This is a genomic window from Actinomadura sp. J1-007, assembly GCF_009793335.1.
Lineage (GTDB): Bacteria > Actinomycetota > Actinomycetes > Streptosporangiales > Streptosporangiaceae > Spirillospora > Spirillospora yumaensis.
Map to the genome: position 1 here is coordinate 7,140,394 of NZ_WING01000001.1, position 26,676 is coordinate 7,167,069.

Below are 26,676 nucleotides of genomic sequence, written 5' to 3' on the forward strand. Positions count from 1 at the left end.
TTCGGTCACCTTACGCCGCCGTGGGGGCGCGGAAGGGTGGCGGTGACCGCGAAGCCGCCCTCGGGACGGGGCCCGGCGGTGAAGGTCCCGCCGTACATCGCGACGCGTTCGCGCATGCCGACCAGTCCGTGTCCGCCGGAGCCCGGTCGAGGTGGCGGGCGGCTCGCGCCGTCGTCGGTGACCTGGATGCTCACCTGGTGGGTCGTGATGTCCACCGTGGCCCGGCAGCGGGTGGGCGCGGCGTGCTTGACCACGTTGGTGAGGGCCTCCTGGACGATCCGGTAGACGGTGAGTTGAAGCGCTTCGGGAAGATCGTATTCGCCGGAGACGGTGAGTTCGACCTCGACTCCGGCGGCCCGGACGTGCTCGGCCAGGTCCTGGAATCCGCCGATGCCGGGCTGGGTGAGGTCGGTGTCCGGTGCGGAGTCCTGGCGGAGCATGTCCAGCAGACGCCGCATCTCGGCCAGGGCGTCGCGGCTGGCCGTCTCGATCACCCGCAGCGCCTGGCGGGCCTCTTCGGGGCGCGCCTCGGCGATGTGGTTGGCGACGCCCGCCTTGACGGCGATCAACCCCATGCCGTGCGTGACCACGTCGTGCAGCTCGCGGGCGATCCGCAGCCGCTCGTCGGCCAGGATCCGGCGCGCCCGCTGCTCGGCCAGGCGGGCCGCGTGCCACCTGCGGCGCCGCAGCAGGTGGCCGGTCAGCCACCCGGCGGCGGGCAGCAGCCAGGCCGCGGCCGTCCACCCGGCGGCCGCCGGCAGGCCGTACCGGGGATGGACGAGCTGGGCGACCGCCGCGGCGGCTCGATGGACGCGACGGTGCACAGCACGAGCGCGGTCGCCGCGAACGGATCCCACAGCACGCCGGCCACGGCCGCGACGCACGACAGGGCCGCCGCCGCGGTCAGCGCACGCCGGGGCCGGCGCCGCCGCACCGCGATGATCGCGCCCAGCGCAACCGCCACCAGGCAGGACGCCAGGAAGGGCAGGGTGAAGTCCGGCCGGTCCTTGAGCATGTTCCCGGCGACCACCACGTCCACCGCGACCATGACGGCCGCCAGCGGCACGTCCAGGGCGCGCAGCCGGCCCCGGCGCAGCCGCTGCGCCTGGCGGGCCGAGAAATCGGCTTCATCCACCAAACGCACGTTATCGGCGCAGGTCACCTGCCGCATCAGACCAGGATGGATCATCCCCGGGGAGGACCGTGCCGCCCTGCCGGCCGATGGTGTCCGCGCCGGGCTGAACCAGGATTGTCGGTCGCGGGCCGATCCGCCGAGGTGTGCCGCGCGGGCAGCCTGTGGGGCATGTCTTCAACGCAACCCTCGACACACCTCGCGCTCGCGTTCCCGGGACGGTGGCTCGCCGGGACCTCGCTGGTGCTCGGGCCCGTCCTGCTGCTGGCCGGGGTGCTCCTGCGGGCGAGGTTCCACTTCTTCTTCCCCGACCAGCTGGCCGCCTACGACCGGCACCCGACGCTGATGACGGCGTCCTACAGTTGCTTCGCCGCCGGAACCGTGGCGTTGTGCCCGGCCGTCAGCGCCCTGGCCACCCGCATCGCCGCCACCCGCCCGACGTTGGCGGCCTTCGGCGGCGGCCTCGCCCTGCTGGGCCTCTTCGCCCGCACCTTCCACGCCGGAGCGGACCATCTGGCCTTCCAACTCGTCGACACGCAGGGACGACGGTCGGCCACTACCGCCGTCGCCGGCTCCTACCAGGCGTTCCACATCTTCCAGTACGCCTCATTCGCGATCATGCTCGGCTGGCTCGTGCTGGCAGTCGGGGCCTGGCGCTCCGGCGTGCTCGGCCCCATGCGCTGCCTCGCACTGGCGCTCATGGCGCTCCTGCCCCTCGGAATCCTGAAGGGCACCACGCCCTTGTCGATCGTCGGCACGGCGGGACTGTGCGTCGCGCTCGTCCCGCTCGGCCTTGCGACCCTCCGCGACGGCCCCCGCCCCGCCCGCAGGTCGTTGGCCTGGTTCGGCATCGCCGCCCTGGCGGTGACGACCCTGGGATTCGTCTCTTCGCTGGGATGATTCGCCTTGGGAGCGGGATCGGTCTCGGGACTGTGCTCGATCAAGGCGCTCCGGCCCTTAGGGCTCGGGTCAGGCGGCGGGTCATCAGTGTGGTCGCTGCCCAGGTCGGGTGGGCTTCGGAGTGCTGGGGCAGGCGTGCGTAGTCGCGGACGTTGCGGCGGGCGCGCACCAGCCAGGACAGGGTGCGCTCGACCACCCAGCGGCGCGGGACGACCACGAACCCCGGAATGCCGGCGGGACGGGACGCGATCGCCAGCGACAGGTTGAGGAACGAGCCCGTCCAGGTGACCAGGGCTCCGTCGTAGCCGCGGCCGGCCTTGCCGACGGTCTCGGCGGCGCGGACGGTCTGGCTGTCCAGCACGCGACGGGATTGGGCGCGTAACCGTGGCGGGCGCGGGCACAGGCGCGCAGCTGGTCGCGGATGCGGGCGACGACCCCGGCGCGCGCCCAGCGGGCGAAGACCTGCCCTGATGTGGCGAGTGCGGTCAGCGGGGGCGGCGGGCGGGGTCTTGTTTGGCGAGGGCGGCGCCGACGGCTTCGGCTGTGACGTTGGTGTAGATCGCCAGGGAACGAATGTTGGCGTGGCCGCTGAGGCCCATCAGCATCGGGGCGGACCAGCCGTCCTCGGCCAGGTGGGTGAGGCGAGCATGGCGGAGCTGGTGAAGAGTGAAGCCGCGTTTGCGCCGGTCGTGCTTCTTAGTGCTCTGCTTGAACAGGTACTCGGCGCGTTCGTACGACAGCCGGCCGCGGCCGGTGCGGGGGCACAGATCAGCGTCGGCAGGCATTCGTGCGGGCGCGGGGCGCCGGTCGGCCAGGAACAGCGGGCCGCTGGTGCGGCCGTTGATCAGGCGCGGGAGCAGGCGGGCGGTGCTCGACTGCCAGTGGATCCAGCGGGTGGTGCCGCCTTTGCCGAGGATGCGGCCACGTTTGTTGTCCAGGTCCAAGTGCTCGATGTTGAGTGCCAGGACCTCATCAGCGCGGGCGGCTGATTCGTAGGCCAGCCGCCAGAGTGTCTTTTCGCGCAGCGGCACGTCGCGGCGGTCCAGCAGCGCGGTGATGATGTGCCGATCGATGGCGCGCGTACGGTCCCGGGGCTCGGGGCGTCGTTCGATGAGTGCGGCCAGGTCGGTGGTGATCCAGCCGCGGCCGGGCGCGGCCGCCCAGGCGCAGAAGGAACGCAGGGCCGAGCGGTGCCGGTTCCAGGTGCGCGCGGCAGCGTCGCCCCACGCATGGTCGAACAGTGTGGCGGTCTGTTCTGCGGTCACCTGGGCCAGGGGAGCGGGGTCTCCGAACTCGCGGCGTAGCCGCCGCATCGTCTGGCCGTAGGAGCGCAGCGTGTCGGTGTCCAGGTCGCGGCGGGCCAAGAACGCGTCGGCCGCCTCGGCCAGGGTGACACCGGCGACAGGAACGGCACGAGCGCTCATCAGATCCGGAAACCTCGCGACCGAAGGCGGGTGCGCAACTCAGCGTCGTTGCGGGGTACCGTCCTGGGGCTGTGGCCCAGATGGCCGGCCGGGCAGCGGGGACGATTCTGGTCGGCCCTGGAGTTGATCCTCACACCTGCCACCTGTTCGTGGCGATCAGACCCGCCGGGCCCGCAGGGCCGGTGAGCGCCCGGCCATTTCCTGCTTTGGCCACGGCAGCAGCACTCCGGGCACCGGACGTACCAGGGTGCCCGTCGATGGTCATGATTGCCTGCCGTCTTCCAATGCCCAGCAGGGCTGTCCAGATCGTCGTGGTCGAGACGGCCCGGCATCACCACCGGGTCCTCTTGTCGGTGACCGCCATCCGGCGGATCTGGTCTACGCCCACGGAATAGCGCGCACCGCGCAGGTCCGCACCGCGCAGGTCCGTACCGTCCAGGTTCGCGCCGCGCAGGTCCGCTTCGCGCAGGTCCGCGTCGATCGGGCCCGCGTCGCGCAGGTTCGCGCCGCGCAGGTCCGTACCGCGCAGGATCGCGCCGACCAGGTTCGCGCGCTCCAGGTCCGCGCGCTCCAGGTCCGCGCGGCCCAGGTCCGCGCCGAACAGGTTCGCGCCCTCCAGGTCCACGCTGTACAGGTTCGCGTCGCGCAGGTTCGCGTGGCCCAGGTCCGCGTTGTGCAGGTTCCCGCCGCGCAGGTTCGCGCCCCTGAGGGTGGCTTGGTTGAAGTGGGCGTCGTCGAGGAGGATGTTGGGGGTGCGGATGCGGTGCAGGTCGAGGTGCGGGACCGGGTGGGGGTTGTCGGCCAGGGTGGTGAGTGCGGCGGCGATGTCGACAGAGGGCTCCAAGGGGAGGTCTTTGTCCTTGATGGTGGGGGCGGGGTCTTGGCCGCGGATGAAGCCGGCCAGTACGGCGATGATGGCGGCGCGGTCGCGTGGGGAGTCGGCCAGGAGCCGTTTGAGAGCGTGGACGGCGCCCAGGCGGATGGTGGTGTCGTCGTCGGCGAGGGCTTCGAGGGTCTTGGCGTAGCGGTCGGTGAGCTGGCTTTCCCTGGCGATCCGTACGTTGTCCTGGGAGGTGCGCAGATCTTCTCGGGCGGTGCGCAGGGCCAGACCGGTGAAGACCAGGGTGCCCGCGGTGAACAGCACCCCGAACAAGATCCCCAGCGAGTTGAGCCACTGATGCCGTTCGGCCCGCTGCTGGTTGCGCAGCTCCATCCGCACCTCGGCGGGGAGCCGATCCAGTTCGGCCCGGGACGGCAGTATGATCTTCGGTCTCGCGCGCCGGGGCGGGAAGCGGCGGCGGCGCGGCCGGTCAGCAGGGGGCGGAGCGGTCTGTGGTTGCGGTTCGGCGGGTTCCTCGGGCGCCGGTTCCTCCGGGGCGGGCTGGGGCGGGGTGCGGTCCCGGCCTGTGTCGTGATTGTCGGCTTCGCTCATGTCCTGGTCACCGGTTCACCTTGAGGGCAGATGGGAACGGTCACGGACCGGGGCGATCACCGCAGGGTGCAGGACGGCGGCCGCAGCCGGGGATGTGACAGGGAATGTGCCGCCCTCGACCCTACGGGCCGCTGTCGGGGTGCAGGTGAGAGTGCTCGGCCGGATGTGGCCGTGACAGGGAATGGGCAGTTCCCTGTCACATCACGCTCGCGGCCGGGTCAGGCCCAGAGCAGGCCGGTGTCCTGCGGGCGCAGCGGGCGCCGGCCGCCGACCGGGTCGATTTTGGCGAGTTCCTCTTCGACGTCGACGGTAATAACGCCGAAGAAGTTGATGTTCTCGCAGTGCCGGTAGGCGGTGTCCTCACCCTCGCGGTCGGTCTGGGCCAGGTACTCGGCATACCGGGCCGGAACGAACCCGGTCGGGCGTGCGCGGGCACCTTGCGGCCGCCGGTGCGGTTCAGCTCGTTGAGGATCGTCACCGCCTGCGCGGATCGAGCCTGGGCAGGGCAGCGGCGGGGAGATCGTGCCCACGCCCGGCCGTCAGGCCTGAGCGGCGCTGGCCCCCGGTCCGGCTGGGCCTCGGGGTCGTCTCGCGGGAGACACCGATCCGGCCCAGGCAATGGTCAGGACCTCGCGACGGGCGGCTTCACGGGGCGGAATCACTCCGTGGGGATGAGGGGCGTCGCCCCGGTAGTCGGTGAGGATGACTCCGCCGGGGAGTGGCCGTCCCATTCGTCTGGCCAGCCGGCGTACAGCGCGACCATCTTGTCGCGCAGCGGGAGGGGGTTCGGATCGACACCTGCCGCTTCCACGGCGATCTCCCCTCGGGCGACCTGCTGCGCACCATCGGCGATGGCCTCGGTCCAGGCGGCGCTGACGTCGATCACCCCAAAGTGCTGATGGCCGCGTGCGATGGCCCGGCCGACCCGCGCTCGCATTCCAGGTCTAGGGCGGTGATGGCACGCGCCCGGCTGATCCTGGTGCTGGGTTGGGCGACGATGGTGCGCCGCGGCGAGGTGGCTGCGCTCGATCTGCCCGACGTGGGGGAGGTCCCCCAGGGGTTGGAGGTGATAGTGCGGCGCTCGAAGGTCGACTAGGGCGCGGCCGGTCACCTGGCCGCGACCCCCCGCGGCGCCACGCCTGCCAGACCCGGTGCCGCTGACGGGCCAGGGTGAGGGCTTGCCGGCGGCGGTCTTGGGTGGGTTGGCTACGACAACGTCAAGAGGCGGCATCCGCTAGGCCGCCCGGGCGTGGCGGATGAGCTCCGGGGTGGATACCGGCGGATGCGCCTGGGCACACGCCGTTGCCCCGGTTCCGTGCTGGCTACGCAGGAGGTCTGACGCCCTTGCAGCCCCGGTCGATGCGGCCGGTGTTGAAGTAGGTCACGATGTCGGCGGCGCATTCGGGCACGCTCAGGGCCGAGGTGTGCACGTCGTCGTCGACGGTGTAGATCTCGCCGCCGACGGCGCGTTGCGTCTGCCGCGTCCACTCGTACGCGGTGGCCTGCTCGTACCGGTGCCCGGACAGCACGAGCGGTGCCTCGCCGCGCTGGAACCGCAGCTCCTGTGCGGGCAGCGGCCAGCCGGCGCACGGGACGGCGGGGCCGAAGGCCCGGCCGGTCACCGGGTCACGCTTGAGGCGCTTCCAGTAGTCGGCCCATGCGCGGGAGAAGCTGAGCCGACTGAAGTCTTCGTTGCACTTGGTCGCCCGATGCATCGTGATGTTGAGGATTTCGGGCGCGCCGGGAACGGGCTTGGCCGGTTCGGCGCCGAACATCTCCTTGACGGTGGGGGGTGCTGTGGGGCCGGTGGCATGTCGGAGCTCGGCGAGCGCCTGCCCGGCCCGTGACCAGTCGGGAGAGGTCTTGCCGGCCAGCAGGGCGATGGTCACACCGTCGACGGAGTTCTTCATATCGGCGAACTTCTTGGGGTGCCGGTCGTAGTCGCGGCGGAGTTTCAAGACCGCGGCCCGTACCTGCGCCGCGGTGGTGCCGAGCCCGTAGGTGGCGTGGCGGCGGGCGAGCCAGGCCGCCATGCGCGCGAAGTTGCGCTCGGCGGCGTCGGCGGTCACATTTCCGGACTTGTCGACGCGGTGACGGGTCCAGGGCGGTGGCACGCTGTCCAGGAAGGCGCGTCCCGCCCGCCCGGGAAACATGCTGCGATACATGAGCCCGAACCATACGCCTTGGGACGCGCCGTAAAGGTTGAGCTTCGGCTCGCCCAGCGCGGCCCGCACCCGGTCCAGGTCCCTGACCACGTTCATGGAGGTGAGCTGGCCGAGGAAGGCCGGATCGGACCGCCCGCAGGAGCGGTTGCTGGACACCTGGGCGTCATAGCTCTTCTTGGCCGACGCCTTGGTCGGCAGTCCCGGCTTCTCGGTGCCGGGACCCGGGTTGTTGGGGTCGGCACCCGGGATCCCGCAGCGGGTCGAGGTGCTCTGGGTGCTGTAGTTCACCCCGCGGGGATCAATGCCGATGAGGTCATATCGGTCATTGAGCCGCGCGCTCTCCTTGTTCTTGAGCGTGACATAGGTGAGGGGCGCCAGGAACCCGGCCTTGCCCGGCCCGCCGGTCAGGTAGGCGATGGAGCCGAGCCGGCGCTTGTTGTCCACGGCGCCCAGCCGGGTGATCGCGATGCTGATCTTCCGGCCGTTCGGGCGGCGGTAGTCCAGCGGCACGCTGACCCTTCCGCATTCGAGGCGCTTCATCTGGGCCCGGAACTGCGGTATCTGCTTGTCGGAGATGCCCTGGGTCCGGATCGCCGCGTCGGAATAGGACGGACAGGGCCACCAGTCGACCGTGGGGTGATCCGCCGCGGCGGCCGCGGCGGGCGGAACCGCCGCCACCCCAGTCGACGCGACACCCCCCACGGCCAGACCGACGACACGCATCGCTGTCGCACGATTCACAACAAGGATCCTTTCCTCGCGAGAACGCGCGAGAAGCACCCACCAAAGAGCTTCCGAAGCTCCCCACGCCGAGTTCGAGGACCACAGGTAGCTCCACAGATGTTTCCTCACCGTTTCCCCGGCTCTGCGGGAACCTCGATCACCATGATCAGCAGGACGTTGGTACGGCGGTGTCCGGCGTCGAGGACACGCGGCCGACTCTCCTGACCAACACCGGGACCTCGGCCCGCAACGTGCTGCGCTACACCACTCAGTGTCCGCCGGCCACCACCCCTCGCCCCGTCAGCAGGCGCCGGATTCGCGGTCGTCAGTTGACTGAGTCCTCACAGCGACGACGAACCCGCCCCCGCCTCGCCGCACTCCCGAACGCGAACCATCTACTTGCCTTACATGACTGACAGAGCCCTAGACCGGATGCCCAGTTCGGCCCGCAGCGCCTTGAGCGCGGCATCACTGGGCCGCGATCGTCCTGCTTTGGATCAATGCATGATCCACCGGACAGCCTCTAGCGAGGCGACCGGTCCGGGAGTGCGTGCGGCACCATGTGGTCTTCGTCGGCCCCGGCCGGTCCGGCGCGGTGGCGGCCGTCCGCCGCCGGCGGGACTCGCAGGAGCGCCGCGGCCCAGGCGGGCAGCCACCAGTTCCAGCGGCCCAGCAGCGCGACCATCGCGGGCACGAGCAGCGCGCGGACGACCGTCGCGTCCAGCAGGATGCCGAGCCCGAGGCCCGTCGCGAAGATCTTCACCTCGATGATGGGCGCGGCCGCCAGGGAGGCGAACGCCAGGAACAGGATCAGCGCCGCGCTGGTCACCAGGCGGCCGGTCCGTCCGATGCCCTCGACGACGGCTGCCTCGGTGGATCCGGTGCGGTCGTACTCCTCCCGCATCCGGGCGAGGATGAAGACCTCGTAGTCCATCGACAGCCCGTAGAGGAAGGCGAACACCATCGCCGGGACGAACACCGCGATGGAACCGGTCGCCGAGACCCCCACAACTGCTCGCTGCCGTGCCCGTGCTGCCAGACCAGCACGGTCGCGCCGAGCACGGCCGCGAGGGACAGCAGGTTGAGCAGCACCGCCTTCAGCGGAAGCAGGAGCGAGCGGAACGCTCGGGCCAGCAGCACGAACGTCAGCAGGCCGATGAGGCCGAGCATCAGCGGGAACGTCCCGTAGACCTTGTCGGTGAAGTCGAGGTCGGCCGCGGTCCCGCCGCCCACCTGCACGCCCGGCGGCACGGCGGCGCGGACGGCCTTCACGGTGTCCTTGCCGGCGCCGGTACCGCCCTCGTCGGCGGGCAGCACGGTGACCAGGGCCGAGCCGCCCCTGCGCCAGGCGCCGTCGTCCGTCGCGGCGACCGCGTGCACGCCCGGCAGTGAGCGCAGGTCCGCTGCGACCCCGGCCGGGTCCGTGCCCGGCGGCACGAGCAGGTCAACGGGCGTCAGGACTCCGGAGGGCACCCCGCCGCGCTGCAAGGCGGCCAGGCCCTCGTACGCCGGACCGGACTTGGCCATGGCGCCGCTGTGCGCCTCGCCCAGGTTCAGGCCGAGCGCCGCGTACGCCAGGCAGGCGAGCACCGCCGTGGAGACCAGCACGGCCGCCCAGCGGAAACGCACCACCAGCCGGGTCCAGGCCGTCCAGGCGCGGCTCGGCTCCGTCTCCGTGCGCAGCCGGGGCCGGTCGAGGCGCGGTCCGACGGCGGCCAGCACGACCGGGAGCAGGGTCAGCGTCGCCAGTGCGCTCACCATCGGGATGATCATTCCGCCGAGCGCGACGCTGCGCAGGAACCCCACCGGGACGACGAGCATGGCGGTCAGCCCGATGGCGACCGCGACCGCGCTGAACAGTACGGCGTGCCCGGCCGTCGCCATCGCCCGCCGCACGGCCTCCTCGCCCCGGTGGCCGCGCGCGCGTTCCTCCCGCCACCGGGTCACCAGCAGCAGCGAGTAGTCGACCGCGACGCCGAGCCCGATCAGCGCCACCACGAACTGCACCATGAAGTTGACGTCGGTGACGCCGGTGATCCCGTACACGACGAGGAACGAGGTCAGGATCGACACGACGGCGACGGCCAGCGGCACCACCGCCAGGAACGACCCGAACACGAAGGCCAGCACCACCAGCGCGCCGACGCCGCCGACCAGGGTCTCGACGAGCACGCTGGGCCCCTCGCCGCCCGCGCCGTCCGCCAGCCCGTCCATGCCCGTGACCTGGACCGCCGTGCCGAGCGGCAGCGCGGACCGCAGCGCCTGCCGGAGCGGCTCGCCGAGGTCGGGCCCTTCGTCTCCGGCTCCGTCGGCGGACTCCTCCGCGTGCGGGAAGACCAGGCCGAACGTGGTCCGCCCGTCGGGGGAGACGAACCTGCGGTCTCCGGTGGAGGCGTAGGAGACGACGCGCGCGTCCAGCTTCCGTCCGGCCGTGCCGAACGCCTCTCCGATGGCCGCCTTCGCGGCCGGCGAGTCCACGGTCTGCCCGGCCGGAAGGGTGACCACGGGAACCAGCGGCGTGTGCGCGCCGCCCGTCCCGTACTGCCGGGCGATCGCCTCGTTCGCGTCGCGCGCCGCCGACCCCGGGGGCCCGAAGTCCTCCTTGAGCCGGTCGGTGACCTGCGTGGCGGCGAGCGCGCCCGCGCAGGTCAGCGCCAGCCATATCAGCGTGACCAGGAGCCTGTGCCGCAGCACCAGTCCAGTGAATCTCTCCATGCGGCCCAGTGCAGCGGCCCGCTCTTCGGCGCCCCTTCGAGAGTTCTCAGAGATCGCAGTGAATCCGCGCCTCACAGCGTTCTCTCAGGGATCTCTGACTGCGCCCACAGGGCAGAACGGACAAGACTGGGCATCGTGACGAACACCCCGAGTGCCCCTCCCATCCGCGTCCTCGTGGTCGACGACGAGGACTACCTCGCCGACCTGGTCGCCACCGCCCTCCGGTACGAGGGCTTCGAGGCGGCGGTCGCCGGCTCCGGCGCCGAGGCCCTGCGGCAGGTGGCGCGGTTCGCCCCCGACCTCATCGTGCTCGACGTCATGCTGCCCGACGGGTCGGGGCTGGAGACCTGCGCGAGGCTGCGCCGCGACGGCTGCGAGGCGCCGGTGGTGTTCCTCACCGCCCGCGACGCCACCGAGGACAAGGTCAAGGGGCTGACGGTCGGCGGCGACGACTACGTGACCAAGCCGTTCAGCCTGGAGGAGCTGATCGCGCGCATCCGGGCCGTGCTGCGCCGCACCCGGCCGCGCGGCGGCGCGCCGGCCCGGGCGGCGTTCGCCGACCTGGAGATCGACGAGGACTCCTACGAGGTGCGGCGCGGCGGCGATCTGGTCGAGCTCACCCCGACCGAGTTCAAGCTGCTGCGCTACCTGGTGCTCAACGCGGGACGCGTGCTGTCCAAGCGGCAGATCCTCGACCATGTGTGGGAGTACGACTTCGGCGGCGGCGACGGCGTCGTGCAGACCTACGTCAGCTACCTGCGGCGGAAGGTGGACGACCGCGATCCCCGCCTCATCCACACCGTGCCGCGCGTCGGCTACGTCATGCGCCTGCCCCGGGAGGGCCGGTGACCCTGCGCAGGCGGCTCGTCCTCATCGTGCTCGTGCTGCTCACGCTGGGCTTCGTCACCGCCGGGGCCTCGACCGTCGCCGCCCTGCTCGACTGGAAGACCACCACCGACGACCGGCTGATGACGCAGGTCGGACGCGAGGCCGCGGCGATCGTGTCCGCCCGCGCCGGGCGCGGCCAGGGGCTGACGCTCCCGCCCGAGAGCGGCGACCTGCGGCGCCTGTGGCGGGCGGGCGCCGGCCACGGCGGCTTCCCCTCGTTCCTTCAGATCCGCGGCCCGGACGGCGCCGCGGTGCAGACGCTCGCGTTCGCCGAGACGCCCCCTGTCCCGGCCGCCGTCCGCGCGGGCCGGCCGAGCGAGGGCAACCCGGACGGGGAGCGCTTCTCCCGGATCGAGACGCGGGTGGCCGGTGACGGCGACCGTTCCGAGGGCCCGTTCGGCGGCCAGGCGCCCGACTGGCGCGTCCGCGCCGCGCTCCTGCCGGACGGGCAGGGCACGCTGGTCATGGCGATGCGCACCACCGAGCAGGACGAACTGCTCGGCCGGACGCTCGGCACGCTGGTCACGGTGACGGTCGCGGTCCTCGGCGGGGTCGGGCTGCTGGCCTGGTGGGCGATCCGGAGCGCGCTGCGCCCGCTGGACGAGATCGCCGAGACCGCGGCCGCGATCGGCGGCGGGGACCTGGCTCGGCGGGTCGATGTGCCGGGCCCCCGGACCGAGGTCGGGCGGCTGAGCACCGCGCTCAACGGCATGCTCGCGCAGATCGAGGCGGCCTTCCGGGAACGCGAGGCGTCCGAGAACCGGCTGCGGCGCTTCATCGCGGACGCCTCGCACGAGCTCCGGACCCCGGTCGCCACCATGCGCGGCTACGCCGAACTGTTCCGGCGCGGCGCCGCCGACCGGCCAGGGGACCTCGCCAAGGCGATGCGCCGCATCGAGTCCGAGGCCGAGCGCATGGGCCTGCTGGTGGACGAGATGCTGCTGCTGGCCCGGCTCGACCAGGGCCGCCCGCTGGAACGGCGGCCGGTCGACCTGGCCGTCCTGGCCGCGGATGCCGTCGCCGACGCCGGGGCCGTCGAACCCGGCCGCCCCCTCACCCTGGACGCCGCGGAACCGGTGATCGTCTCCGGGGACGCCGAGCGGCTGCGGCAGGTGCTCGCGAACCTGCTGGCCAACGTCCGCAGGCACACCCCCGCCGGCACGCCGGCCGCCGTCCGCGCGGCCCTGGACGGCGACCGAGCGGTCATCGAGGTGGCCGACCAAGGGCCGGGGCTCACCGAGGAGCAGCGCGCCAAGGTGTTCGAACGGTTCTACCGCGCCGACGCGGCCCGATCGCGCGACCACGGCGGCGCCGGCCTCGGCCTGTCGATCGTCGCCGCCGTCGCGCAGGCGCACGGCGGCACGGCCACCGTCCGGTCCGCGCCCGGCGAAGGCGCGGTGTTCACCGTCACCCTCCCCACCGCGCCCACCTGATCGCCCGCGCTGCGCTCGACCCGGCAGCCGTCACGGAACACGTCACAGAACGGGAGCGTCATGAGCGCCCGTCGTCGTTACCTCAGTGATCTGTCCGACGCCCGCTGGAAGTCGATCGAGCCCACCCTGAACGGGTGGCGCGAGGGCGCATCGCGGGGAGGGGTCCCGGGCGCAGCGCTGATGATGGACGCGGACTGGTCGACCCGTATCGGGAACACGCCCGTCTTGGACTCGACCGACTTCAAGCGGGAGGGAATGCTTCGATGGCCACTGTGTTAGAGGAGAATCAGTGGACGGTCCTTTCGCACCGCATGAGCCTGCGGGGACGCCCATCGGGGTCCAACACCTTCATTTGGTCGTACAAAGGTTCTCGCTATCTGGTCAAAAGGCCGGAAGACGGCCGTCCCGCGCGGCGCTGGTCAGTCCGATGCCCGGTGTGCGGAAAGGCGCTGACCTACTCCGTCTACAGCGTCGTTGCCACTCGTCGCAGACGGTGGCGTCGATGGATCGCCATGTGGGCCAGCATCGCCATCGCCACGTCGGTCTGGTTCATTCCGGTTGACCAGAATAGTGGCGACTCCGTCTTGTTCGACGTTTCTTTCTCGGCATTCTGCATCGCATACGTCCTGCTGCGGTTGGCAATTAACGAGAGGGGGTTCGTCGGGCACGGCGCCACCTGGGGACCGTGGCTCGTCACCCCGCACCGAGTGGAGATCACCAACAAGGACGGTTCTGCTGCTGTGGGCATCTAGAGCTAGGTGTGGCCTGGGTCGCTGAGGATTATGACGACACCATCTTCCGGGCTCGGGTACCGGGAATTCGGCTGGGCGTAGCCGGATCGTCCGGTTCCGGCCACCCTTAACTCGCGCCTTGCGAGGCCCTGACAGCAGCGTGCGAGCATCGGCTCATGTCAGACGGCCCACGGATTCCCTCGACTCTCGATGTCAGCCGGCCGTCCCCGGCCCGGGTGTACGACTACCTGCTCGGCGGACGCGACAACTACGCCGTGGACCGGCAGGCGGCGGCGCGGGTCCTCGAGGTGTCGCCCGAGTCCGCGGACACCGCGCGCGCCAACCGCGCGTTCCTGGTCCGGGCAGCCCGGCACATGGCCGAAGACCTTCGGATCGACCAGTTCATCGACCTGGGCGCCGGCCTGCCGACCGTCCAGAACACCCACGAGGTCGTCCAGGCCGTCACGCCGCAGGCCCGGGTGGTGTATGTCGACAACGACCCGATGACGCTCACCCATGCCCGCGCGCTGCTGGAGGAGAACTCGCGCACCGGCTACGTCCACGCCGACGTCCGCGACGTCGACGCGGTCCTGGGCGACGAGGTCACCCGCGGCCTGATCGACTTCGCCCGGCCTGTGGGGCTGCTCGCGGTCGCCGTGCTGCACTTCGTCCCCGACTCCGACGACCCCGCGCGGCTGCTGGGCCGGTACGCCGACGCGCTCGCCCGCGGCGGCCACGTCGCGCTGACCCATGCGACCCGTACCGGTATGGATCCCGTGCTGCTCCAGCGGATCGACGACACCTACCGCAACGCGCCCAGTCCGCTGCGGCTGCGGTCGGCCGAGGAGATCCGCGCGCTGCTCGGCGGGCTGGAGGTGCTGGAGCCCGGGGTGGTCCCGGTGCAGGACTGGCCGCGTGCCGGGACGGACGGTCCGCTGGCGCTGCCGATGCTCAGCGCCCTGGCCCGCACAGGCTCCCCCGCCGGGGGCAGGGACTGATGCCGCCCAAGGCGCGGCTGCCCCGTCAGGCCGACCTCGCCCGGCCGTCACCGGCCCGCACTTACGACTGGCTGCTGGGCGGCACCGACAACTTCGCCGTGGACCGGCAGTTCGGGCATGAGCTGCTGGAGCTCCAGCCGATCGCCAGGACCGCGGCGCGGGCGAACCGGGCGTTCCTGGTCCGGGTCGTTCGGTACATGGCCCACCGGGCGGGCCTCGACCAGTTCCTGGACATCGGGTCGGGGTTGCCGACGGTCGACAACGTGCACGAGATCGCGCTGCGGATCAACCCGGCGGCGCGGGTGGTGTACGTCGACAACGACCCGCACGTGCTCACGCACGCCCGCGCGCTGCTGGAGCATGATGAGCGGACGGTGATCGTCGATGGTGACTTCAGCGACCCGGAGGCGCTGCTGGCCGACCCGCAGATACGCGGGCACCTGGACCTGAGCCGCCCGGTCGGCGTCCTCGCGCTGGCGGCGCTGCATTCCTGCCCGGGGACGGCGCGGAGATCACCGCCCGTGCGCTGCGCACCGCGATCGCGCCCGGGAGCCACCTGGCGATCTCCTACGCCGCGCCGACCGAGGAGATGGTGAAGGTCACCGAGCTGGCGCAGCGGGCCATGAAGAAGGGGACCATGCGCAGCGCCGAGGAGATCGCCGGGCTGTTCGGGGATCTGGAGTTGCTGGAGCCGGGCCTGGTGACGGTGACGCGGTGGCGGCCGGACGAGACGCCCGTGCCCCCGGAGCTGCTGGAGGTCCCGCTGTTGGGCGGGCTGGCCCGGAAGCGCTGAGCGGCTGGCGTCGCGCCTGCACCAGCCGTCAGGCGAGTCAGCGACGGGTTCTGATGGTGTTCAGGAGCGTGTGCCAGACCTCTGCGGTTATCTCACCTCGGGGCCCGTGCGGATCCTTGGAATCACGGGCGGCGACACGGCCTTCGGAGGCGGCCACCTCGACGCACTGCCCGTTAACGTCACTGTGGCTGGATTTTCGCCATGCTGCTTCGCTTATGAGTTCCTTTCGGTGAGTTCGAGCAGGTCACGAGACCTTCGCTCGATCAACTCCAAAGTGTCTTTCACTTTCAGAGAGTCACCGATGAGCCGCTCCATCGCGGCGAGGTAGCCGACGACCTACTCCGGCGCCTCCTCCCACACATCACCGGCCGTCGTCTCCAGGTAGACCGCCTCGGGGTCAGTGTCCCTGAACGTCAAGATCGAAAACGCGCTGGCGGCGGCGCTGGCGCCTGCCTCGAAGGGCAGCACCTGACGAACCGTCCCTCCAGCCCGGCGTGCGCGCCGACGTCGAACGACAGGTGCTGGATGGTGACGTTGTCGCTGCGGGCGACCTTGTACAGCTCCACCAGTTGAGCCTGCATGACCGCCGGTCCGCCGATCTGGCGGTGCAGGACCGTCCCATCGAGCGCCGCGTGAAGGTGCGGGGCGTCCGTCCTCGTCAGCAGGGCCCGCCGTAGTCCGCGCGCCTGCGCCCTGCGAGCAACGATCTCGTCCGGCTCGCCCGTAATGGCGCCGATGACGGGCCGGGAGTACGGCTCGATCTGCCGCAGCCCCGGAATGATCTGGCTCTGGAACGAGCGGATCGAGACCGCCTCATCCTCCAACGCCACGTAGTTGCCCTGAACGACGTCGTTATAGCTCTCCCACCCAGCCGCGCCCCGGTGTGCCTGCCGCGAATTGCAGCAGGCGCTCCCGCTCCTCACCGTCGACCTGGTAGTGGTCCATGAGCTGGACGACGGCCCGCTGGACCCGCTCGGTCTGCGCAGCCTCGATTCGGCCGACGGTCGGGCGGCTCCACCGCAAAGCGGCGGCAACCCCGACCTGCGAGAGGCCGCGTGCTTCTCGCAGACGCGCCAACTCCCGGCCGAGGCGCCGCCGGTGTCGCAGAGTTGCCATGTCCAGTAATGGTCGGTACAGAAATTGAATGTTCGGTGCTGGCCAACGAGGCGCGTAGGAATCTGCCGAGAAACTGGTCGGCGCCACCGGCCGTCCCAGGTGCGCGCGGCCAGCACCTTGCAGATCATCGCGCCGTCCACCATCAGCAGCCAGCCGTCCGCGCCTGCTCGCAGGATCCACGCCAGCCACCAGTCCCCTCGGCAGGACGGGCAGACCAGCGCCGTCACCGTGCGCTGGGTCTGCTCCCAGTCGGCCAGGACGAAGTCGAGCGACCGCAGGGCGCCCCGGCAGTCGGGGCACATGCCCTCCGACAACGCCGCCTCGGCGTGCGTGGCGTACCGCTCCAGGGACTCCCCGTGCGGCGGGCCCGGCCACTGCCACCTCACGCACGCCACGGTACGCCGCGACCGCCCGGTGTCCTGTTGGACCGCATCGTCGGCCCGCGAGGAGGATCGAAACGGCCAGTAGCGGCTGGCTGGCCCGTCGTGGCTGTGGAAGGCGCATCGTCACCGGCTCTTGATCGGCGTCGCAGAAATGATGTGTCCAGCGCAGCGACCTTCGACAAGGATCTGCTGATAGACCGCTGGTACCGTGGACCCTCGCCGTTGGGAGGAGAGATGCGTCCTCGGTGCACGAAGTGCGGAAAGCGTTTCCGCCTCCGGTGGAAGGAGTATCAGCGCCTTCGTTACGAGCGCATTTCGTTGATGTGCGAGAACTGTCATGCCTTGCTGGTGGCGCGGAACCAGGACCACCAGCGACGCGAGCGGGACAGGTTCGATCGCCTTATCACCGATGTCGACGCATGGCTGGCCACCGCGTCGGCCTGGTCGCCTGCCGCGCTGGAGCGGGCGTGCGCCCATCACGAGCGTGCCGTGGGCGAGGTTCGGACTCGTTCGTCCGGCGCCCGGTGTCGGAGGCCAGGCTCCACGACGACATGGTTTTACGCCACGCGCTCCGGCCGTGGGTCGAAACCCTGCGCACTGAGGAACTGGTGCCGCTCCTCGCCGCTTCCATTGCCCGTCCGCAGCAACAGTCGTGGCCGATCGATCCGCCGGTGTCCCGGCAACGCACCTTCGTCTCGGTGAGCCTTGCCGCAGTGCCGGCGGCTGTTCCCACAGAGCACGCCGGGGTGCTGCGGCACGAGATCAGCAGCTACAGCACGAAGGACGACGTCGACTACACGACCTCACTCGGCAGCGTCTTCCGAAACGACCCTGGTACGACGGTCGTGCTGTGGGTGTACGAGCAGACCAAGGCCGTGATGAACGACCCGTTCCAACCGATCCGCGTGTGCCGCCTCGGCTAAGGCCCTTCTGAGAAGGGTGATCTTGGGTCGGGGAGAGGCGCCGCGACCACTTCAGGGTGTGGCTGCCATCGCGCCGCCAGGAGCGTCGGGTGGGACCCGGAGCAGCGTGAGCGGTCCGGCGGGTCGACCGGGCGGCCGAGGCCCTCGCTCAAGATCTCGACCTGGTCGGGCGCGCTCAGCCGCTCTGGGCCGCAGCGGCTACGCCGGTCCGATCCCGTCCAAGAGCGGTGACCAGGCCCCTGCCCCCGGGGCGTCGTGATTCAGGCGTCCACGGGCCGGTAGGGGACGGCGAACAGCCGTGCGACGAGCTCTCCGCGGCTGGAGGTCTCCGTCTTGCCGAAGAGGGCCTTGAGGTGGCCTCGTACGGTGTGGGGGGAGATGAACACGGCCGTGGCGATCTCCGCGGTGGGCAGGCCCCGTGCCACGAGTTGAGCGATCTCGAATTCGCGTGGTGTCAGGCCGTACGCCTGGCCGATGATGACCGCCAGGTCGGCGGGAGGGGCGAATTCGATGACGAGTGCGGTCGGCCCCGGCCGCCCGCCGGGCCGGCTGAGGCATGAGGCGCGGCAGGTCAGCCACTGCCCGTCGAGGGTCTGGATGCGGATCTGGGCGCTGCCGCGGTCGCGGCCCTGGGCGATGGCCCGCGCCTGCAGAGCCGTGCCGATCAGCCAGATGGGCAGCTTCAGTCCGAGGACCGACGGTGTGGACGGCCCGTCCGGCAGGAGCGCGAGACAGCGCCGGGCCTCCTCGTTGATCGATGTGGCCTCGCCGTGCTCGTCGAAGAGCAGCAGGCCGAGTGCGGCGGATCCGGGGCCGCCGCCGGATTCGGACGGCGTCCACCGCAATGCCCAGGGCGTCGGCGAGCGCGACCAGTTGCGCGGCGGTCAACTCGGTCAGCTCGGTCGCGGCGATCTGGTCCCGCTCATCCAGCCGCAGCCCGGTCCGGCGTGCCAGGGCCAGCGGGGGCTGACAAGGCCGGTAGAGGGGGGCGGTCGCTTGCGTTCGTGTCGTTGGCATGCGTCCCGGGGGGCGCGCTACAGGGTGCCTCAGGTCATTGACGGATCGGGCGGAGCCGTTGTTAATGAGATCAGTAGGTCGGAAACTGTGTTTCGCCTAGAGAAACATAGGGGTTGTCTTGGGCAGCGGCGGCAGCACGGTCGGGGTGCCCGCGGTCGGGCTTCAGGGGCCGACGACCTTTGGGGGCGCACTGCGTGGCGGTGCTGCTCTCGTTACGTTGCCATCGTCCTACGGCCGGACGCGGCCGGATGCAGGGCATATCCACTCGCGGATCGGGACCTGAAGCGGTCCGACGAGCCCCGTGCCGCCACATGCTGCCGGGAAGGACGGAGGTGATATGAGCGAGCCTGGTTCGCACGAGGCGCCCTTCATTGAGATCGATGCCTTCGTCGGCAAGGCTCCGGTGGCGATCGATCCGGGCAAGGGGGCGCCGTTCGGCTGGTGGCCGGCGATCTGCGTCGCGTTGGCCGCGCTGATCGACCGGATCGAGACCAACCTGATGGCCGGGGCTCTACCCAAGATCCAAGAGGAGTTCGGCTTCGGCGATACCGCGGGCGGTGCGATCGCCACCGCCGCGGCCATGGCCGGAGTGGTCCTGCTGATTCCGGCGGGGCGGCTGGCCGACCGGGCCCGCCGGACGTGGACGATGGCAGCCGTGGTCGCGGTCTGGTCGCTCCTGACGCTCGGCAGCGGTCTGGCCCAGTCGTACATGATGCTCTTCGGCGTGCGAGTACTCCTGGGCAGCGCCGGACAGCTCTACAACCCGTCCGGCTCCAGCCTGATCGCTGACTACTATCCGGGCAGTGGTCGTACGCGAGCGTACGGAGTGGAGCGCTTCGCCTACTTCGCCGGGCTGCCGCTGGGCATCATGGCTGGTGGCGCGCTCGCTGAGGTCGTCGGCTGGCGGATGATGTTCTTCGTTGTCGCGCTGCCCGGTGCGCTGGTCGCGCTGGCCTGCCTGACCGTGCGGGAGCCCGTCCGCGGGTTGGGCGACCGTATCGAGGCCATGCGCACCGGCCTGAGTGTTGGTCGGACGGTGACGCAGGGGCGCAAGCCGACCGGCGAGGAACTGCGGGCGCTGTGGGGCATTCGCACGCTCCGCTCCATCGTCTCCGGCCTGACCATCCTGTTCTTCGGGCTCGGCGGGCTGTTCTTCTGGATGCCGAGTTACTACGAGCGTGCGTACGGCCTTTCTGAGGGCCCGGCGGCTGGCCTCGCGGGCGGAGTCGGCTTGTTCGGCATGGTCATCGGCATGGTGCTGGGCAGTCGGTATGGAGACCGGTGGCACGGGAACGTTCCCGGGTGGCGGGTCCGGCTGGGCGGGATCGGCTTGGTCGTGGGCGCGCTGGGCCTCGCGGGCGCCGTGCTCGTCCCGCCATTGCCGGCACAGGTCACCTTCTACGCGATGGCGAACGTCGGCTTCTGCATCGCCATCCCCAGCCTCACGGCCGCCAACGCCGACGTCATCAGCGCCGGCCGACGCGGCCTGGGCTTCGCGGTCCTCCAGTTCCTCATCACACTCGGCGGAGCGATCGGTCCGCTTCTCGTCGGCCTGTTCTCCGACCTGGTCGGCTCGTTGCGAGGCGCCTTCACGGTGCTGTTGCTGCCACTCGTCGTCGGCACCGTGGTCACCTTGGCCGGCCGCCGCCACTACGACGCCGACGCCGCCCGGGCGCTCGCCGGCGACGGAACGCCGGACGCCGGACCGTCTCGGTGACCGTCCGCCGGTGCACACGCCTGCCGGTGCCCACTCGCCAAGCTGTTGCGGTGTCCGAAACGCCGTTGCCGCGTCGGTGGAGCGAGGGGCAGTTTCCGGTCTGCGGACTGAAGTGGAGTTTGTGTTGCTGCCGTCGGCGCACTGGCGCTTGGGGGCTACTTCCTGATGGGTACGCGGAACCCGCTTCCCAGTGTGCTTTTCGTCCCGCAAGCCTCTGGCGGGCGGCGAACAGCGGAGGTACTGTTTTGGAAACGGTGTTTCCCTAGCAGAACCACGAGGTGTGATGGATCCGTTCCGGCTCGGACGGGACCGACCTGGACTGCGTCCGGCGCTGCGGTCCTCTCTCCACCGGCGCATCATCCGCCCGGCACCCTCCTGGCGCGACCGCGTCGCTCGCCCGCGGCTCGGAACGGCGACCGGGAGGTGTCTATCCGTGAGCTTCCTCTCCGACGCGTGTGGTCTCTGACGTGCGCGCGGAACCTGTGACACCGGACCTTGCCTGGCACTGGTCCGCCAACGGCGCCGATCAAGGAGGCCGCCATGCTCAAAGACTTCTGGTACGCGCTGGACTTCAGCCATGCGGTGACGCGGAAGCCCCGCAAGGTCACCTGCCTCGGTCAGGATTTCGTCCTGTACCGCAAGCGCGACGGCAGCGTGGCCTGCCTGTCGGATCTGTGCGTCCACCGTGGCGGTGCTCTGTCCATGGGAACGCTGGTCGACGATGTGATCGCCTGCCCGTACCACGGCTGGCAGTACGCGCCGGACGGGGCCTGCGTGAAGATTCCGGCCAATCCGGAGGGGCGCGGCATTCCCAGGAAGGCGCGCGTCGACGCCTACCCGGTTCGGGAGAGCTACGGCATGATCTGGGCGTTCCTCGGCGACCTGCCGGAGGAGGAGCGGCCTCCCATCCCGCACTTCCCCGAGCACGACGATCCATCGTTCCGGCCGGTCTACTTCGAGATGGAGATCAACGCCAACTACGAGCGGACCTTCGAGAACGTGGTGGACGCGGCGCACACGCCGTTCGTGCACGGCACGGCCTTCGGCAACCCGGACAAGCCAGAGGTCCCGGACTTCGAAGTCCGGCAGGGTAAATGGCATGCCGAAGCCGACATCCTGCTGAGTCCGCCGCCCGCCAAGGGACGGTGGAAGCGGCTTTACAAGGACAAGCCCGAGCAGGTGGTGGTCACCAACGCCTGGTACCTGCCCAACATCGTCAAGCTGCACGTCCGGCTGCCGTTCGGTGATCTGCTGCTGTACGACCACAACGTGCCGCTGAGCAGGGACCGCACCCTCGTGAAGATCGTCGGATATCGCAACTTCCTCACCCGCAAATGGGCCGACGGCAACGCGGTCAAACGGATCGAGAAGATATTCCTCCAGGACAAGCCCGTGGTGGAGTCCCAGCGGCCCGAACTCCTGCCCTACGACCTGTCCGACGAGCTGCACATCCGCAGTGACTCGTTGCAGGTCGCCTACCGGCGCAGGCGTCGCGAACTTATTGAGGCCGGGTGGTGGATCGGTGACCACGAACACCCCGCCGCCACCGTCATTCCTTCGCCCGTCCGCCGGGAGGTACCCGAACTCGCTCACGCCTGGCAGCACAAAGAGCGGAAGTGAGCGGTCCGCCCGGGCGTTGAGCGACCTTACTCCGCGGTGAGCGGGTTGTGCCCGATCCAGGCAACGCTCTGGCCTGCGGGACGTCCGTGACCGCGTCAATTCGTGCAGTTTTCGGCGGGTCGGCGTGGAGGAGAATGGCGCGGCTGTTCCGCAAGGCACAGGACGAGAAAGTTTCTCGCCGGCGCATCACCAACGACCTCGTCTCAAAGGGAGCACACGGTGGTTGAAGCAAGCCAATGGCAGCACCGCATCACCGGCGAATGGCACGGCAAGCCGTCGCTGTTCGACGCGAACGGTACGTGGGTCGGATACGAGGACATCCGCCGATCGTCGGTGTTCGAGAACGGCGCCACCACGTACTACATGGATGGAGCGCTGGAGGCCGGTGGACCGTTGGCCAGCCGCTTCCGGCTGGGCGCGCCCTTCGCGTTCGGCGTGGTCGACTCCGACCAGAACCGCCTCTACACCGGCCCCGATTTCTACGGCGCCGGACAGCCGTACGGCGCATTCGTGGACGCGCACTATTACGGGCCCGGATGGCAGGTGGATCTCAATACCTGGAACCATGTGCTCCCGGACGGCGATACCCAGGTGTACTCGTCCGTCCTCTACCAGGGCTGGGCGGTGGTGGGAGCCTTCAACGGGGTCTACAAGAGGACCACCGACCACGCCACCAATACCGCCACGCAGGACATGGTCCGGGAGTTCCTGGCGGCGGAGACGCGGAACGGGCCGACGCCGTACATCCTGCCGACCAAGAAGCAGTACGCGTACCGCGGCACTTGCGAGTTGTGGAACGCCGACCAGAAACTGATCGGCGAGGTGCGGGTCAGCATCGGGCTGGATCCGGTAGATCTGCTCCGCACCCGCCTCGACGTCACATGGGCCGGGGCGATCGACCGACGCTATCGGGTCGAATGGCGGCGCGACGGCACCCGCTCCTTCTACGAGGGTCCCGACGCGTGGGGCAATGCCCAGGCCTTCGGCCGTGCTTCGTACCCGGTGCTGCACTTCGCGGACGAGTGGAAGATGAAAGGCCGGGAATTCATGATCGACGCCGTCCCGGGGATGGGCGCCGGGCGCACCCTCACCGTGGCGTACGAACTGTTCGAGGGCAACGTGCTCTCCGCTGTCCTCCACGGAGTCCTCATCCGGGACGGCGACTGACCGCCATGCCGATCGTCGGCGGCGGATTCGCCAAGCTCGTCTTGCCGCAATTATCCGCCTGGGCTAGAGTCCGTTCTCGGACAGCACCGTCTCAGCGCCGGTACGGCAGTTATTCCCAGGCGTATGCCCAGGCTCAGTTTCGGGAGCAGTAGCATTCCAGCGGCCGATCATACTCGTTACGAGAGGAACGACATGGCGAAGGGGGACGAGCCTTCCGGGGGCGACGGCCGGTGGGATGACGTTTTGCAAGCGCATATTCCGCATTCGGCGCGGGTGTGGAACTACCTTCTGGGCGGCAAGGACCACTTCGCGGCCGACCGGGCGGCGGCGGACCACGCCGTCGCCCTGAAACCGGACATGATCGAACAGGCGCGGGCCGACCGGGCTTTCCTCGGCCGCGCTGTGCGGCACCTGGTCGGCGAGGAAGGGGTCAGGCAGTTCCTTGACATCGGCACCGGACTGCCCACCGCCGACAACACGCATCAGGTCGCGCAAAGGGTCGCTCCAGAGTGCAGAATCGTCTACGTTGATCACGATCCGCTCGTGCTGGTGCATGCCCGCGCGCTGCTCACCAGCAGCCCCGAAGGCGGCTGCGACTACATCGATGCCGATGTGCGCGAGCCGGACGAGATTCTGGCCGCGGCTCGAGCGCGCCTCGACTTCACGAAGCCGATCGCGGTCATGCTGGTGGGAATCCTGCACCACGTGGAGGACGCCGAGAAGCCCGAGGTGATCGTCCGGCGGCTGATGAGCGCGGTACCGCCGGGAAGCTGGCTTGTGATCAATCATCCGACCAGCGTCGTCCACGGTGAGCGTTCCGTGCGGAGCGCGCGTCAATGGAACGAGTCCGGTGGCAGGCCCACGGTCACCCTGCGCACGCCTGAACAGATCGGTCGGTACTTCGATGGTCTGGAGCTTCTCGACCCGGGTGTGGTGTCGTGCTCGCGCTGGCGCCCCGATCCCCGGTCCTTCGAGCCGGCGGTCGACGCCTACTGCGGGGCAGGGCGGAAGCCGATGTTCACGTCCGAGTGAACGGCCTGGTCGGCGGGACGGTCGTCTCCCCGTTCGCTCGCCGGCGCGGCTTCAGGCGGCGCGGTCGGCGGAGTGAGGCCGAGAGGCGCCTAGTGCTCGCGCAGGAGGCTTCCGGCTCCGTGGACCTGGTCCTGGATGCCGTTGTCGCGCAGGGCCATCCACCAGGTGGCGGCGTTGATGGCGAGGACGGGCAAGCCGAGCCAGCGTTCGGCCTCGTCGGCGAGCCGCACCATCGACAGGTTGGTGCCGCATTGCACGATGGCGTCCACACCGCCCGCCGCCAGCGTGCGGAGGGCATCGCGCAGTTCGGGCTCGCCGACGTGCGCGATCGACACCGCGGTGGGGCATTTGAGGCCGATGATCTCACCGACCTCGAAGCCGAGGTCGGTGAAGAACGTGCGCACGTTCGCATCGCCGACCGGCTGGTAGGGGGTGACGACGCCGATGTGCCGGGCGCCGAGCAGCGTCAGAGCCCGCTCGCACGCCTCCGCGCCAGTGGCGACTCGCAGCCCGGTGAGGTCGTGGACCTGCCGCACGAACGCGCGGTTGCCCTCCACGCCGCCCCAGAACGTCTCAGCGGACATGCCCATCACGATGGAGTCGGGTTCGCACGTCATGACCCGCTCGCAGGCGGCGCCGATCTCCGCGCGGATCTGCTGCATGAGCCGTTCCATGCCCGCGTCGCCGCGCATGTCCTGATCGCGGATGTGGATGCGGGAGAAGTGCGCGGTCACGCCGGGTACGGCCATCCGGTAGAGATCGGGCTCGACGATGGTGTTGGTGGAGGGGGCGATCACGCCGAACTTGCGGCGCCACCCCAGGACATCGGTCATGTGGCCACGGGTTCCTTCGTGCGGACGGTTCGGGCGAGTCGCCAGGCGGCGTAAGCGAACGCCGTCTGGGTGAGGGTGTTGCAGCCTTGCTCGACCCACTGGAGGGGGACGCTCTGGTCGGGGCGTGCGGCGAGCGGGCCGAGGACGTACTGGCCGGTCATCCACAGGCCGAACAGAGCCGAAGCGGTGGTGTCGCCCGCCGCGCGGGCCAGCAGCGCCAACCGCACGGCGGCGGTGCTGACCGCCAGGATCGCCAGCAGCATGGCGGGCCAGGTGTCGCGCAGCGCGGCCGAGGCCGTGAGGCCGACGACGGGCAGCGCGGCCAGGGCATAGGCCGCGACGCCTCGCCGCGGGCCGTCCGGTTCGGGGAACAGCGACCGGGCCAGGAGTGCGAAGCCGATCAGCAGCAACGGGAACAGCGCGTCGCTCAGCCATGTCAGGTCCGGGCCGTTCACCGCGACGATCAGTTTCCAGGACGCCTTGGCGGCTCCCCCCGCGCCCGCCGTCGCCGCTGCCGCGAGCACGGTCCCGCGTGCTCGGGGCCGAACCGAGCCGCGACGTACGGGCTCAGGAGCACGATGCCCGCGGTGGTCAGGGCGACTGGGACAAAGTCCTCCGCCGCGAGGCCGACGGGGTAGTCGGTCATGATGTCCCGCCGAACAGATCGCGTCTGCGCAAGCCGGCGGTGGCGAAGCGGACGGCGGCCTTGCGGCGGGTCAGCCAGGCCACCCGGTCACCGTTGCCCGCTCCTTCCAGGACTTTGTCGGCGAGCCAGGGCGTCACGGTTTCCACCCGGTCGGCCAGGATGTTGAAGACTCTCCTGGCCTTGGCGAGCTCGTCAGGCGGGTAGTCCTGGACCAGCAGGTCGGTGACGACCATGCCGGGGGACAGGTGCGCGACCCGTACGGGCGTGCCCTCCAGTTCCTTGGCGAGGGCGCGGGTCAGGTAGGTGACGGCGCGTTTGGTGGAACCGTACGCGGCCAGGCCCGGTACGGCCCGGCCGTCGCTGCCGAGCCCCTCCACGTTCCAGAGCGTGCCGCCGCCCTGCGCGCGCATCCCCGCGACCGCGACCGCGCTGCCGTGCAGGACGCCGAGGAGGTTCGCGCCGACGACGGCGTCGAGCTGCTCGGACGGCAGGTTCCACAGGGGTTTCCGGGAGGTCGACACGCCGGCGTTGTTGATCCAGTGGTCGAGGCGGCCGAACGCTTCGGCGGCGGTGTCCCACAGGGCTCGTACCTGGTCGCGGTCGGACATCTCGCAGGGACGGCCGATAGCCCGTTCTCCGGCGTCCAGGGCGGCCAGCGCGCCGTCGACCGACGCGCGGGTCCGGCCGCAGATCGCGACACGGCAGCCCCGGTCGAGGAACGCGCGGGCCAGCCCGAAGCCGATGCCCCGCGTGCCGCCGGTGATGACGACGGCGGTCACGTGCCCTTCCCCTCCACGGTGATGGCGTGATCGAGCACGCCGCGGCAGGTCGCGTGCGGGTGGGCGCGCGGTGGACCGAGGGCCGGTGTTCCGGGTCCGCCGTCGGCTC

Annotated in this window: 29 protein-coding genes; 13 read left to right on the forward strand and 16 right to left on the reverse strand. The window is 70.5% G+C overall.

Features of this window, described 5'->3' with window-relative positions; all coding sequences use genetic code 11:
* Positions 1 to 5: 5 nt before the first annotated feature.
* Complete coding sequence (locus GEV43_RS32445; RefSeq protein WP_309240062.1) at positions 6 to 761, reverse strand: sensor histidine kinase; 756 nt, start codon at positions 759 to 761, stop codon at positions 6 to 8.
* Positions 701 to 1,171 carry a hypothetical protein gene (locus GEV43_RS51625; RefSeq protein WP_241683122.1) on the reverse strand — a complete coding sequence of 157 codons (471 nt, stop codon included), beginning with the start codon at positions 1,169 to 1,171 and terminating at the stop codon, positions 701 to 703. Before GEV43_RS51625 ends, GEV43_RS32445 begins: the two co-directional genes overlap by 61 nt.
* 132 nt (positions 1,172 to 1,303) lie before the next feature.
* Between GEV43_RS51625 and GEV43_RS32450 the strand changes: the two genes are divergently transcribed.
* On the forward strand, positions 1,304 to 2,032 hold the full coding sequence (locus tag GEV43_RS32450) for a hypothetical protein (RefSeq protein ID WP_160823923.1): 729 nt from the start codon (positions 1,304 to 1,306) through the stop codon (positions 2,030 to 2,032).
* 40 nt (positions 2,033 to 2,072) lie between these two features.
* Here GEV43_RS32450 and GEV43_RS56480 read toward each other — a convergent pair whose 3' ends face one another.
* The 4 genes from GEV43_RS56480 to GEV43_RS32470 form a co-directional block, all read right to left on the reverse strand.
* Positions 2,073 to 2,393: a transposase gene (locus tag GEV43_RS56480; RefSeq protein ID WP_160823924.1), complete on the reverse strand. Its 321-nt coding sequence runs from the start codon at positions 2,391 to 2,393 to the stop codon at positions 2,073 to 2,075.
* 124 nt (positions 2,394 to 2,517) lie between these two features.
* On the reverse strand, positions 2,518 to 3,456 hold the full coding sequence (locus tag GEV43_RS32460) for a tyrosine-type recombinase/integrase (protein ID WP_160823925.1): 939 nt from the start codon (positions 3,454 to 3,456) through the stop codon (positions 2,518 to 2,520).
* Positions 3,457 to 3,787: 331 nt separating this feature from the next.
* Positions 3,788 to 4,669: a pentapeptide repeat-containing protein gene (locus GEV43_RS32465; protein ID WP_160823926.1), complete on the reverse strand. Its 882-nt coding sequence runs from the start codon at positions 4,667 to 4,669 to the stop codon at positions 3,788 to 3,790.
* Positions 4,670 to 5,106: 437 nt separating this feature from the next.
* Complete coding sequence (locus tag GEV43_RS32470; RefSeq protein ID WP_160823927.1) at positions 5,107 to 5,418, reverse strand: hypothetical protein; 312 nt, start codon at positions 5,416 to 5,418, stop codon at positions 5,107 to 5,109.
* 188 nt (positions 5,419 to 5,606) lie between these two features.
* Here GEV43_RS32470 and GEV43_RS32475 point away from each other — a divergent pair, with 188 nt between their 5' ends.
* The gene (locus GEV43_RS32475; protein WP_160823928.1) at positions 5,607 to 5,984 is read left to right on the forward strand and encodes a hypothetical protein; all 378 of its coding nucleotides are present in this window, start codon (positions 5,607 to 5,609) and stop codon (positions 5,982 to 5,984) included.
* Positions 5,985 to 6,210: 226 nt separating this feature from the next.
* Here the strand turns inward: GEV43_RS32475 and GEV43_RS32480 are convergent, their stop codons facing one another.
* The 3 genes from GEV43_RS32480 to GEV43_RS32485 form a co-directional block, all read right to left on the reverse strand.
* On the reverse strand, positions 6,211 to 7,794 hold the full coding sequence (locus GEV43_RS32480) for an alpha/beta fold hydrolase (protein WP_160823929.1): 1,584 nt from the start codon (positions 7,792 to 7,794) through the stop codon (positions 6,211 to 6,213).
* 505 nt (positions 7,795 to 8,299) lie between these two features.
* Entirely contained in the window at positions 8,300 to 8,710 is a 411-nt protein-coding gene (locus tag GEV43_RS48440) for an MMPL family transporter (protein ID WP_206681544.1), read from the reverse strand.
* Positions 8,602 to 10,491, reverse strand: coding sequence for an MMPL family transporter (locus GEV43_RS32485; RefSeq protein ID WP_206681370.1), 1,890 nt, complete (start codon positions 10,489 to 10,491; stop codon positions 8,602 to 8,604). Before GEV43_RS32485 ends, GEV43_RS48440 begins: the two co-directional genes overlap by 109 nt.
* Before the next feature lie 135 nt (positions 10,492 to 10,626).
* Between GEV43_RS32485 and GEV43_RS32490 the strand changes: the two genes are divergently transcribed.
* The 6 genes from GEV43_RS32490 (at position 10,627) to GEV43_RS53385 (ending at position 15,334) form a co-directional block, all read left to right on the forward strand.
* Positions 10,627 to 11,340 (forward strand): response regulator transcription factor, encoded by a 714-nt coding sequence (locus GEV43_RS32490; protein WP_309239958.1) that lies wholly within the window; start codon positions 10,627 to 10,629, stop codon positions 11,338 to 11,340.
* On the forward strand, positions 11,337 to 12,812 hold the full coding sequence (locus tag GEV43_RS32495) for a cell wall metabolism sensor histidine kinase WalK (RefSeq protein ID WP_206681371.1): 1,476 nt from the start codon (positions 11,337 to 11,339) through the stop codon (positions 12,810 to 12,812). The genes GEV43_RS32490 and GEV43_RS32495 overlap by 4 nt, the downstream gene beginning before the upstream one ends.
* Positions 12,813 to 13,324: 512 nt before the next feature.
* Complete coding sequence (locus tag GEV43_RS32500; RefSeq protein ID WP_160823930.1) at positions 13,325 to 13,564, forward strand: hypothetical protein; 240 nt, start codon at positions 13,325 to 13,327, stop codon at positions 13,562 to 13,564.
* Positions 13,565 to 13,719: 155 nt separating this feature from the next.
* Positions 13,720 to 14,541 (forward strand): SAM-dependent methyltransferase, encoded by an 822-nt coding sequence (locus GEV43_RS32505; RefSeq protein ID WP_160823931.1) that lies wholly within the window; start codon positions 13,720 to 13,722, stop codon positions 14,539 to 14,541.
* Entirely contained in the window at positions 14,541 to 15,137 is a 597-nt protein-coding gene (locus GEV43_RS32510; protein WP_160823932.1) for an SAM-dependent methyltransferase, read from the forward strand. The genes GEV43_RS32505 and GEV43_RS32510 overlap by 1 nt, the downstream gene beginning before the upstream one ends.
* The gene (locus GEV43_RS53385) at positions 15,104 to 15,334 is read left to right on the forward strand and encodes an SAM-dependent methyltransferase (protein ID WP_309240063.1); all 231 of its coding nucleotides are present in this window, start codon (positions 15,104 to 15,106) and stop codon (positions 15,332 to 15,334) included. The genes GEV43_RS32510 and GEV43_RS53385 overlap by 34 nt, the downstream gene beginning before the upstream one ends.
* 37 nt (positions 15,335 to 15,371) lie before the next feature.
* Here the strand turns inward: GEV43_RS53385 and GEV43_RS32520 are convergent, their stop codons facing one another.
* The 3 genes from GEV43_RS32520 to GEV43_RS56490 all read right to left on the reverse strand — a co-directional run bounded on the left by GEV43_RS32520 (position 15,372) and on the right by GEV43_RS56490 (position 16,954).
* Positions 15,372 to 15,491 carry a DUF397 domain-containing protein gene (locus GEV43_RS32520; protein WP_375539068.1) on the reverse strand — a complete coding sequence of 40 codons (120 nt, stop codon included), beginning with the start codon at positions 15,489 to 15,491 and terminating at the stop codon, positions 15,372 to 15,374.
* A gap of 256 nt (positions 15,492 to 15,747) precedes the next feature.
* Positions 15,748 to 16,257 (reverse strand): DUF5753 domain-containing protein, encoded by a 510-nt coding sequence (locus GEV43_RS56485; RefSeq protein WP_375539069.1) that lies wholly within the window; start codon positions 16,255 to 16,257, stop codon positions 15,748 to 15,750.
* Positions 16,187 to 16,954, reverse strand: coding sequence for a helix-turn-helix domain-containing protein (locus tag GEV43_RS56490; protein WP_375539112.1), 768 nt, complete (start codon positions 16,952 to 16,954; stop codon positions 16,187 to 16,189). Before GEV43_RS56490 ends, GEV43_RS56485 begins: the two co-directional genes overlap by 71 nt.
* Before the next feature lie 403 nt (positions 16,955 to 17,357).
* Between GEV43_RS56490 and GEV43_RS32540 the strand changes: the two genes are divergently transcribed.
* The gene (locus GEV43_RS32540) at positions 17,358 to 17,756 is read left to right on the forward strand and encodes a hypothetical protein (RefSeq protein WP_160823936.1); all 399 of its coding nucleotides are present in this window, start codon (positions 17,358 to 17,360) and stop codon (positions 17,754 to 17,756) included.
* A gap of 260 nt (positions 17,757 to 18,016) precedes the next feature.
* Here the strand turns inward: GEV43_RS32540 and GEV43_RS32545 are convergent, their stop codons facing one another.
* On the reverse strand, positions 18,017 to 18,601 hold the full coding sequence (locus GEV43_RS32545) for a helix-turn-helix transcriptional regulator (protein WP_241683124.1): 585 nt from the start codon (positions 18,599 to 18,601) through the stop codon (positions 18,017 to 18,019).
* A 509-nt stretch (positions 18,602 to 19,110) separates the two neighbouring features.
* Between GEV43_RS32545 and GEV43_RS32550 the strand changes: the two genes are divergently transcribed.
* The 4 genes from GEV43_RS32550 (at position 19,111) to GEV43_RS32565 (ending at position 24,309) form a co-directional block, all read left to right on the forward strand.
* Positions 19,111 to 20,490 (forward strand): MFS transporter, encoded by a 1,380-nt coding sequence (locus GEV43_RS32550; RefSeq protein WP_160823937.1) that lies wholly within the window; start codon positions 19,111 to 19,113, stop codon positions 20,488 to 20,490.
* 540 nt (positions 20,491 to 21,030) lie between these two features.
* Entirely contained in the window at positions 21,031 to 22,110 is a 1,080-nt protein-coding gene (locus GEV43_RS32555) for an aromatic ring-hydroxylating dioxygenase subunit alpha (protein ID WP_160823938.1), read from the forward strand.
* 219 nt (positions 22,111 to 22,329) lie between these two features.
* Positions 22,330 to 23,277, forward strand: a complete 948-nt coding sequence (locus tag GEV43_RS32560) for a hypothetical protein (protein ID WP_160823939.1) — start codon at positions 22,330 to 22,332, stop codon at positions 23,275 to 23,277.
* 192 nt (positions 23,278 to 23,469) lie between these two features.
* Complete coding sequence (locus GEV43_RS32565; RefSeq protein WP_160823940.1) at positions 23,470 to 24,309, forward strand: SAM-dependent methyltransferase; 840 nt, start codon at positions 23,470 to 23,472, stop codon at positions 24,307 to 24,309.
* A gap of 89 nt (positions 24,310 to 24,398) precedes the next feature.
* On the opposite strand, the gene GEV43_RS32570 is transcribed toward GEV43_RS32565, so the two are convergent.
* The 3 genes from GEV43_RS32570 to GEV43_RS32580 all read right to left on the reverse strand — a co-directional run bounded on the left by GEV43_RS32570 (position 24,399) and on the right by GEV43_RS32580 (position 26,567).
* Complete coding sequence (locus GEV43_RS32570) at positions 24,399 to 25,142, reverse strand: arylmalonate decarboxylase (RefSeq protein WP_160823941.1); 744 nt, start codon at positions 25,140 to 25,142, stop codon at positions 24,399 to 24,401.
* Positions 25,139 to 25,666: a hypothetical protein gene (locus tag GEV43_RS32575; protein WP_160823942.1), complete on the reverse strand. Its 528-nt coding sequence runs from the start codon at positions 25,664 to 25,666 to the stop codon at positions 25,139 to 25,141. The genes GEV43_RS32570 and GEV43_RS32575 overlap by 4 nt, the downstream gene beginning before the upstream one ends.
* A 118-nt stretch (positions 25,667 to 25,784) precedes the next feature.
* Positions 25,785 to 26,567 carry an SDR family oxidoreductase gene (locus tag GEV43_RS32580; protein WP_160823943.1) on the reverse strand — a complete coding sequence of 261 codons (783 nt, stop codon included), beginning with the start codon at positions 26,565 to 26,567 and terminating at the stop codon, positions 25,785 to 25,787.
* Positions 26,568 to 26,676 lie beyond the last annotated feature (109 nt).

Bases quoted from the DNA above. Each gene is read 5' to 3' on its own strand.
- GEV43_RS51625 (WP_241683122.1), bottom strand. From the start codon at position 1,171: ATGCGGCAGGTGACCTGCGCCGATAACGTGCGTTTGGTGGATGAAGCC.
- GEV43_RS32450 (WP_160823923.1), top strand. From the start codon at position 1,304: ATGTCTTCAACGCAACCCTCGACACACCTCGCGCTCGCGTTCCCGGGA.
- GEV43_RS32460 (WP_160823925.1), bottom strand. From the start codon at position 3,456: ATGAGCGCTCGTGCCGTTCCTGTCGCCGGTGTCACCCTGGCCGAGGCG.
- GEV43_RS32465 (WP_160823926.1), bottom strand. From the start codon at position 4,669: ATGGAGCTGCGCAACCAGCAGCGGGCCGAACGGCATCAGTGGCTCAAC.
- GEV43_RS48440 (WP_206681544.1), bottom strand. From the start codon at position 8,710: ATGGACTACGAGGTCTTCATCCTCGCCCGGATGCGGGAGGAGTACGAC.
- GEV43_RS32485 (WP_206681370.1), bottom strand. From the start codon at position 10,491: ATGGAGAGATTCACTGGACTGGTGCTGCGGCACAGGCTCCTGGTCACG.
- GEV43_RS32500 (WP_160823930.1), top strand. From the start codon at position 13,325: ATGTGGGCCAGCATCGCCATCGCCACGTCGGTCTGGTTCATTCCGGTT.
- GEV43_RS32505 (WP_160823931.1), top strand. From the start codon at position 13,720: ATGTCAGACGGCCCACGGATTCCCTCGACTCTCGATGTCAGCCGGCCG.
- GEV43_RS32510 (WP_160823932.1), top strand. From the start codon at position 14,541: ATGCCGCCCAAGGCGCGGCTGCCCCGTCAGGCCGACCTCGCCCGGCCG.
- GEV43_RS56490 (WP_375539112.1), bottom strand. From the start codon at position 16,954: ATGCGCCTTCCACAGCCACGACGGGCCAGCCAGCCGCTACTGGCCGTT.
- GEV43_RS32550 (WP_160823937.1), top strand. From the start codon at position 19,111: ATGAGCGAGCCTGGTTCGCACGAGGCGCCCTTCATTGAGATCGATGCC.
- GEV43_RS32555 (WP_160823938.1), top strand. From the start codon at position 21,031: ATGCTCAAAGACTTCTGGTACGCGCTGGACTTCAGCCATGCGGTGACG.
- GEV43_RS32565 (WP_160823940.1), top strand. From the start codon at position 23,470: ATGGCGAAGGGGGACGAGCCTTCCGGGGGCGACGGCCGGTGGGATGAC.
- GEV43_RS32570 (WP_160823941.1), bottom strand. From the start codon at position 25,142: ATGACCGATGTCCTGGGGTGGCGCCGCAAGTTCGGCGTGATCGCCCCC.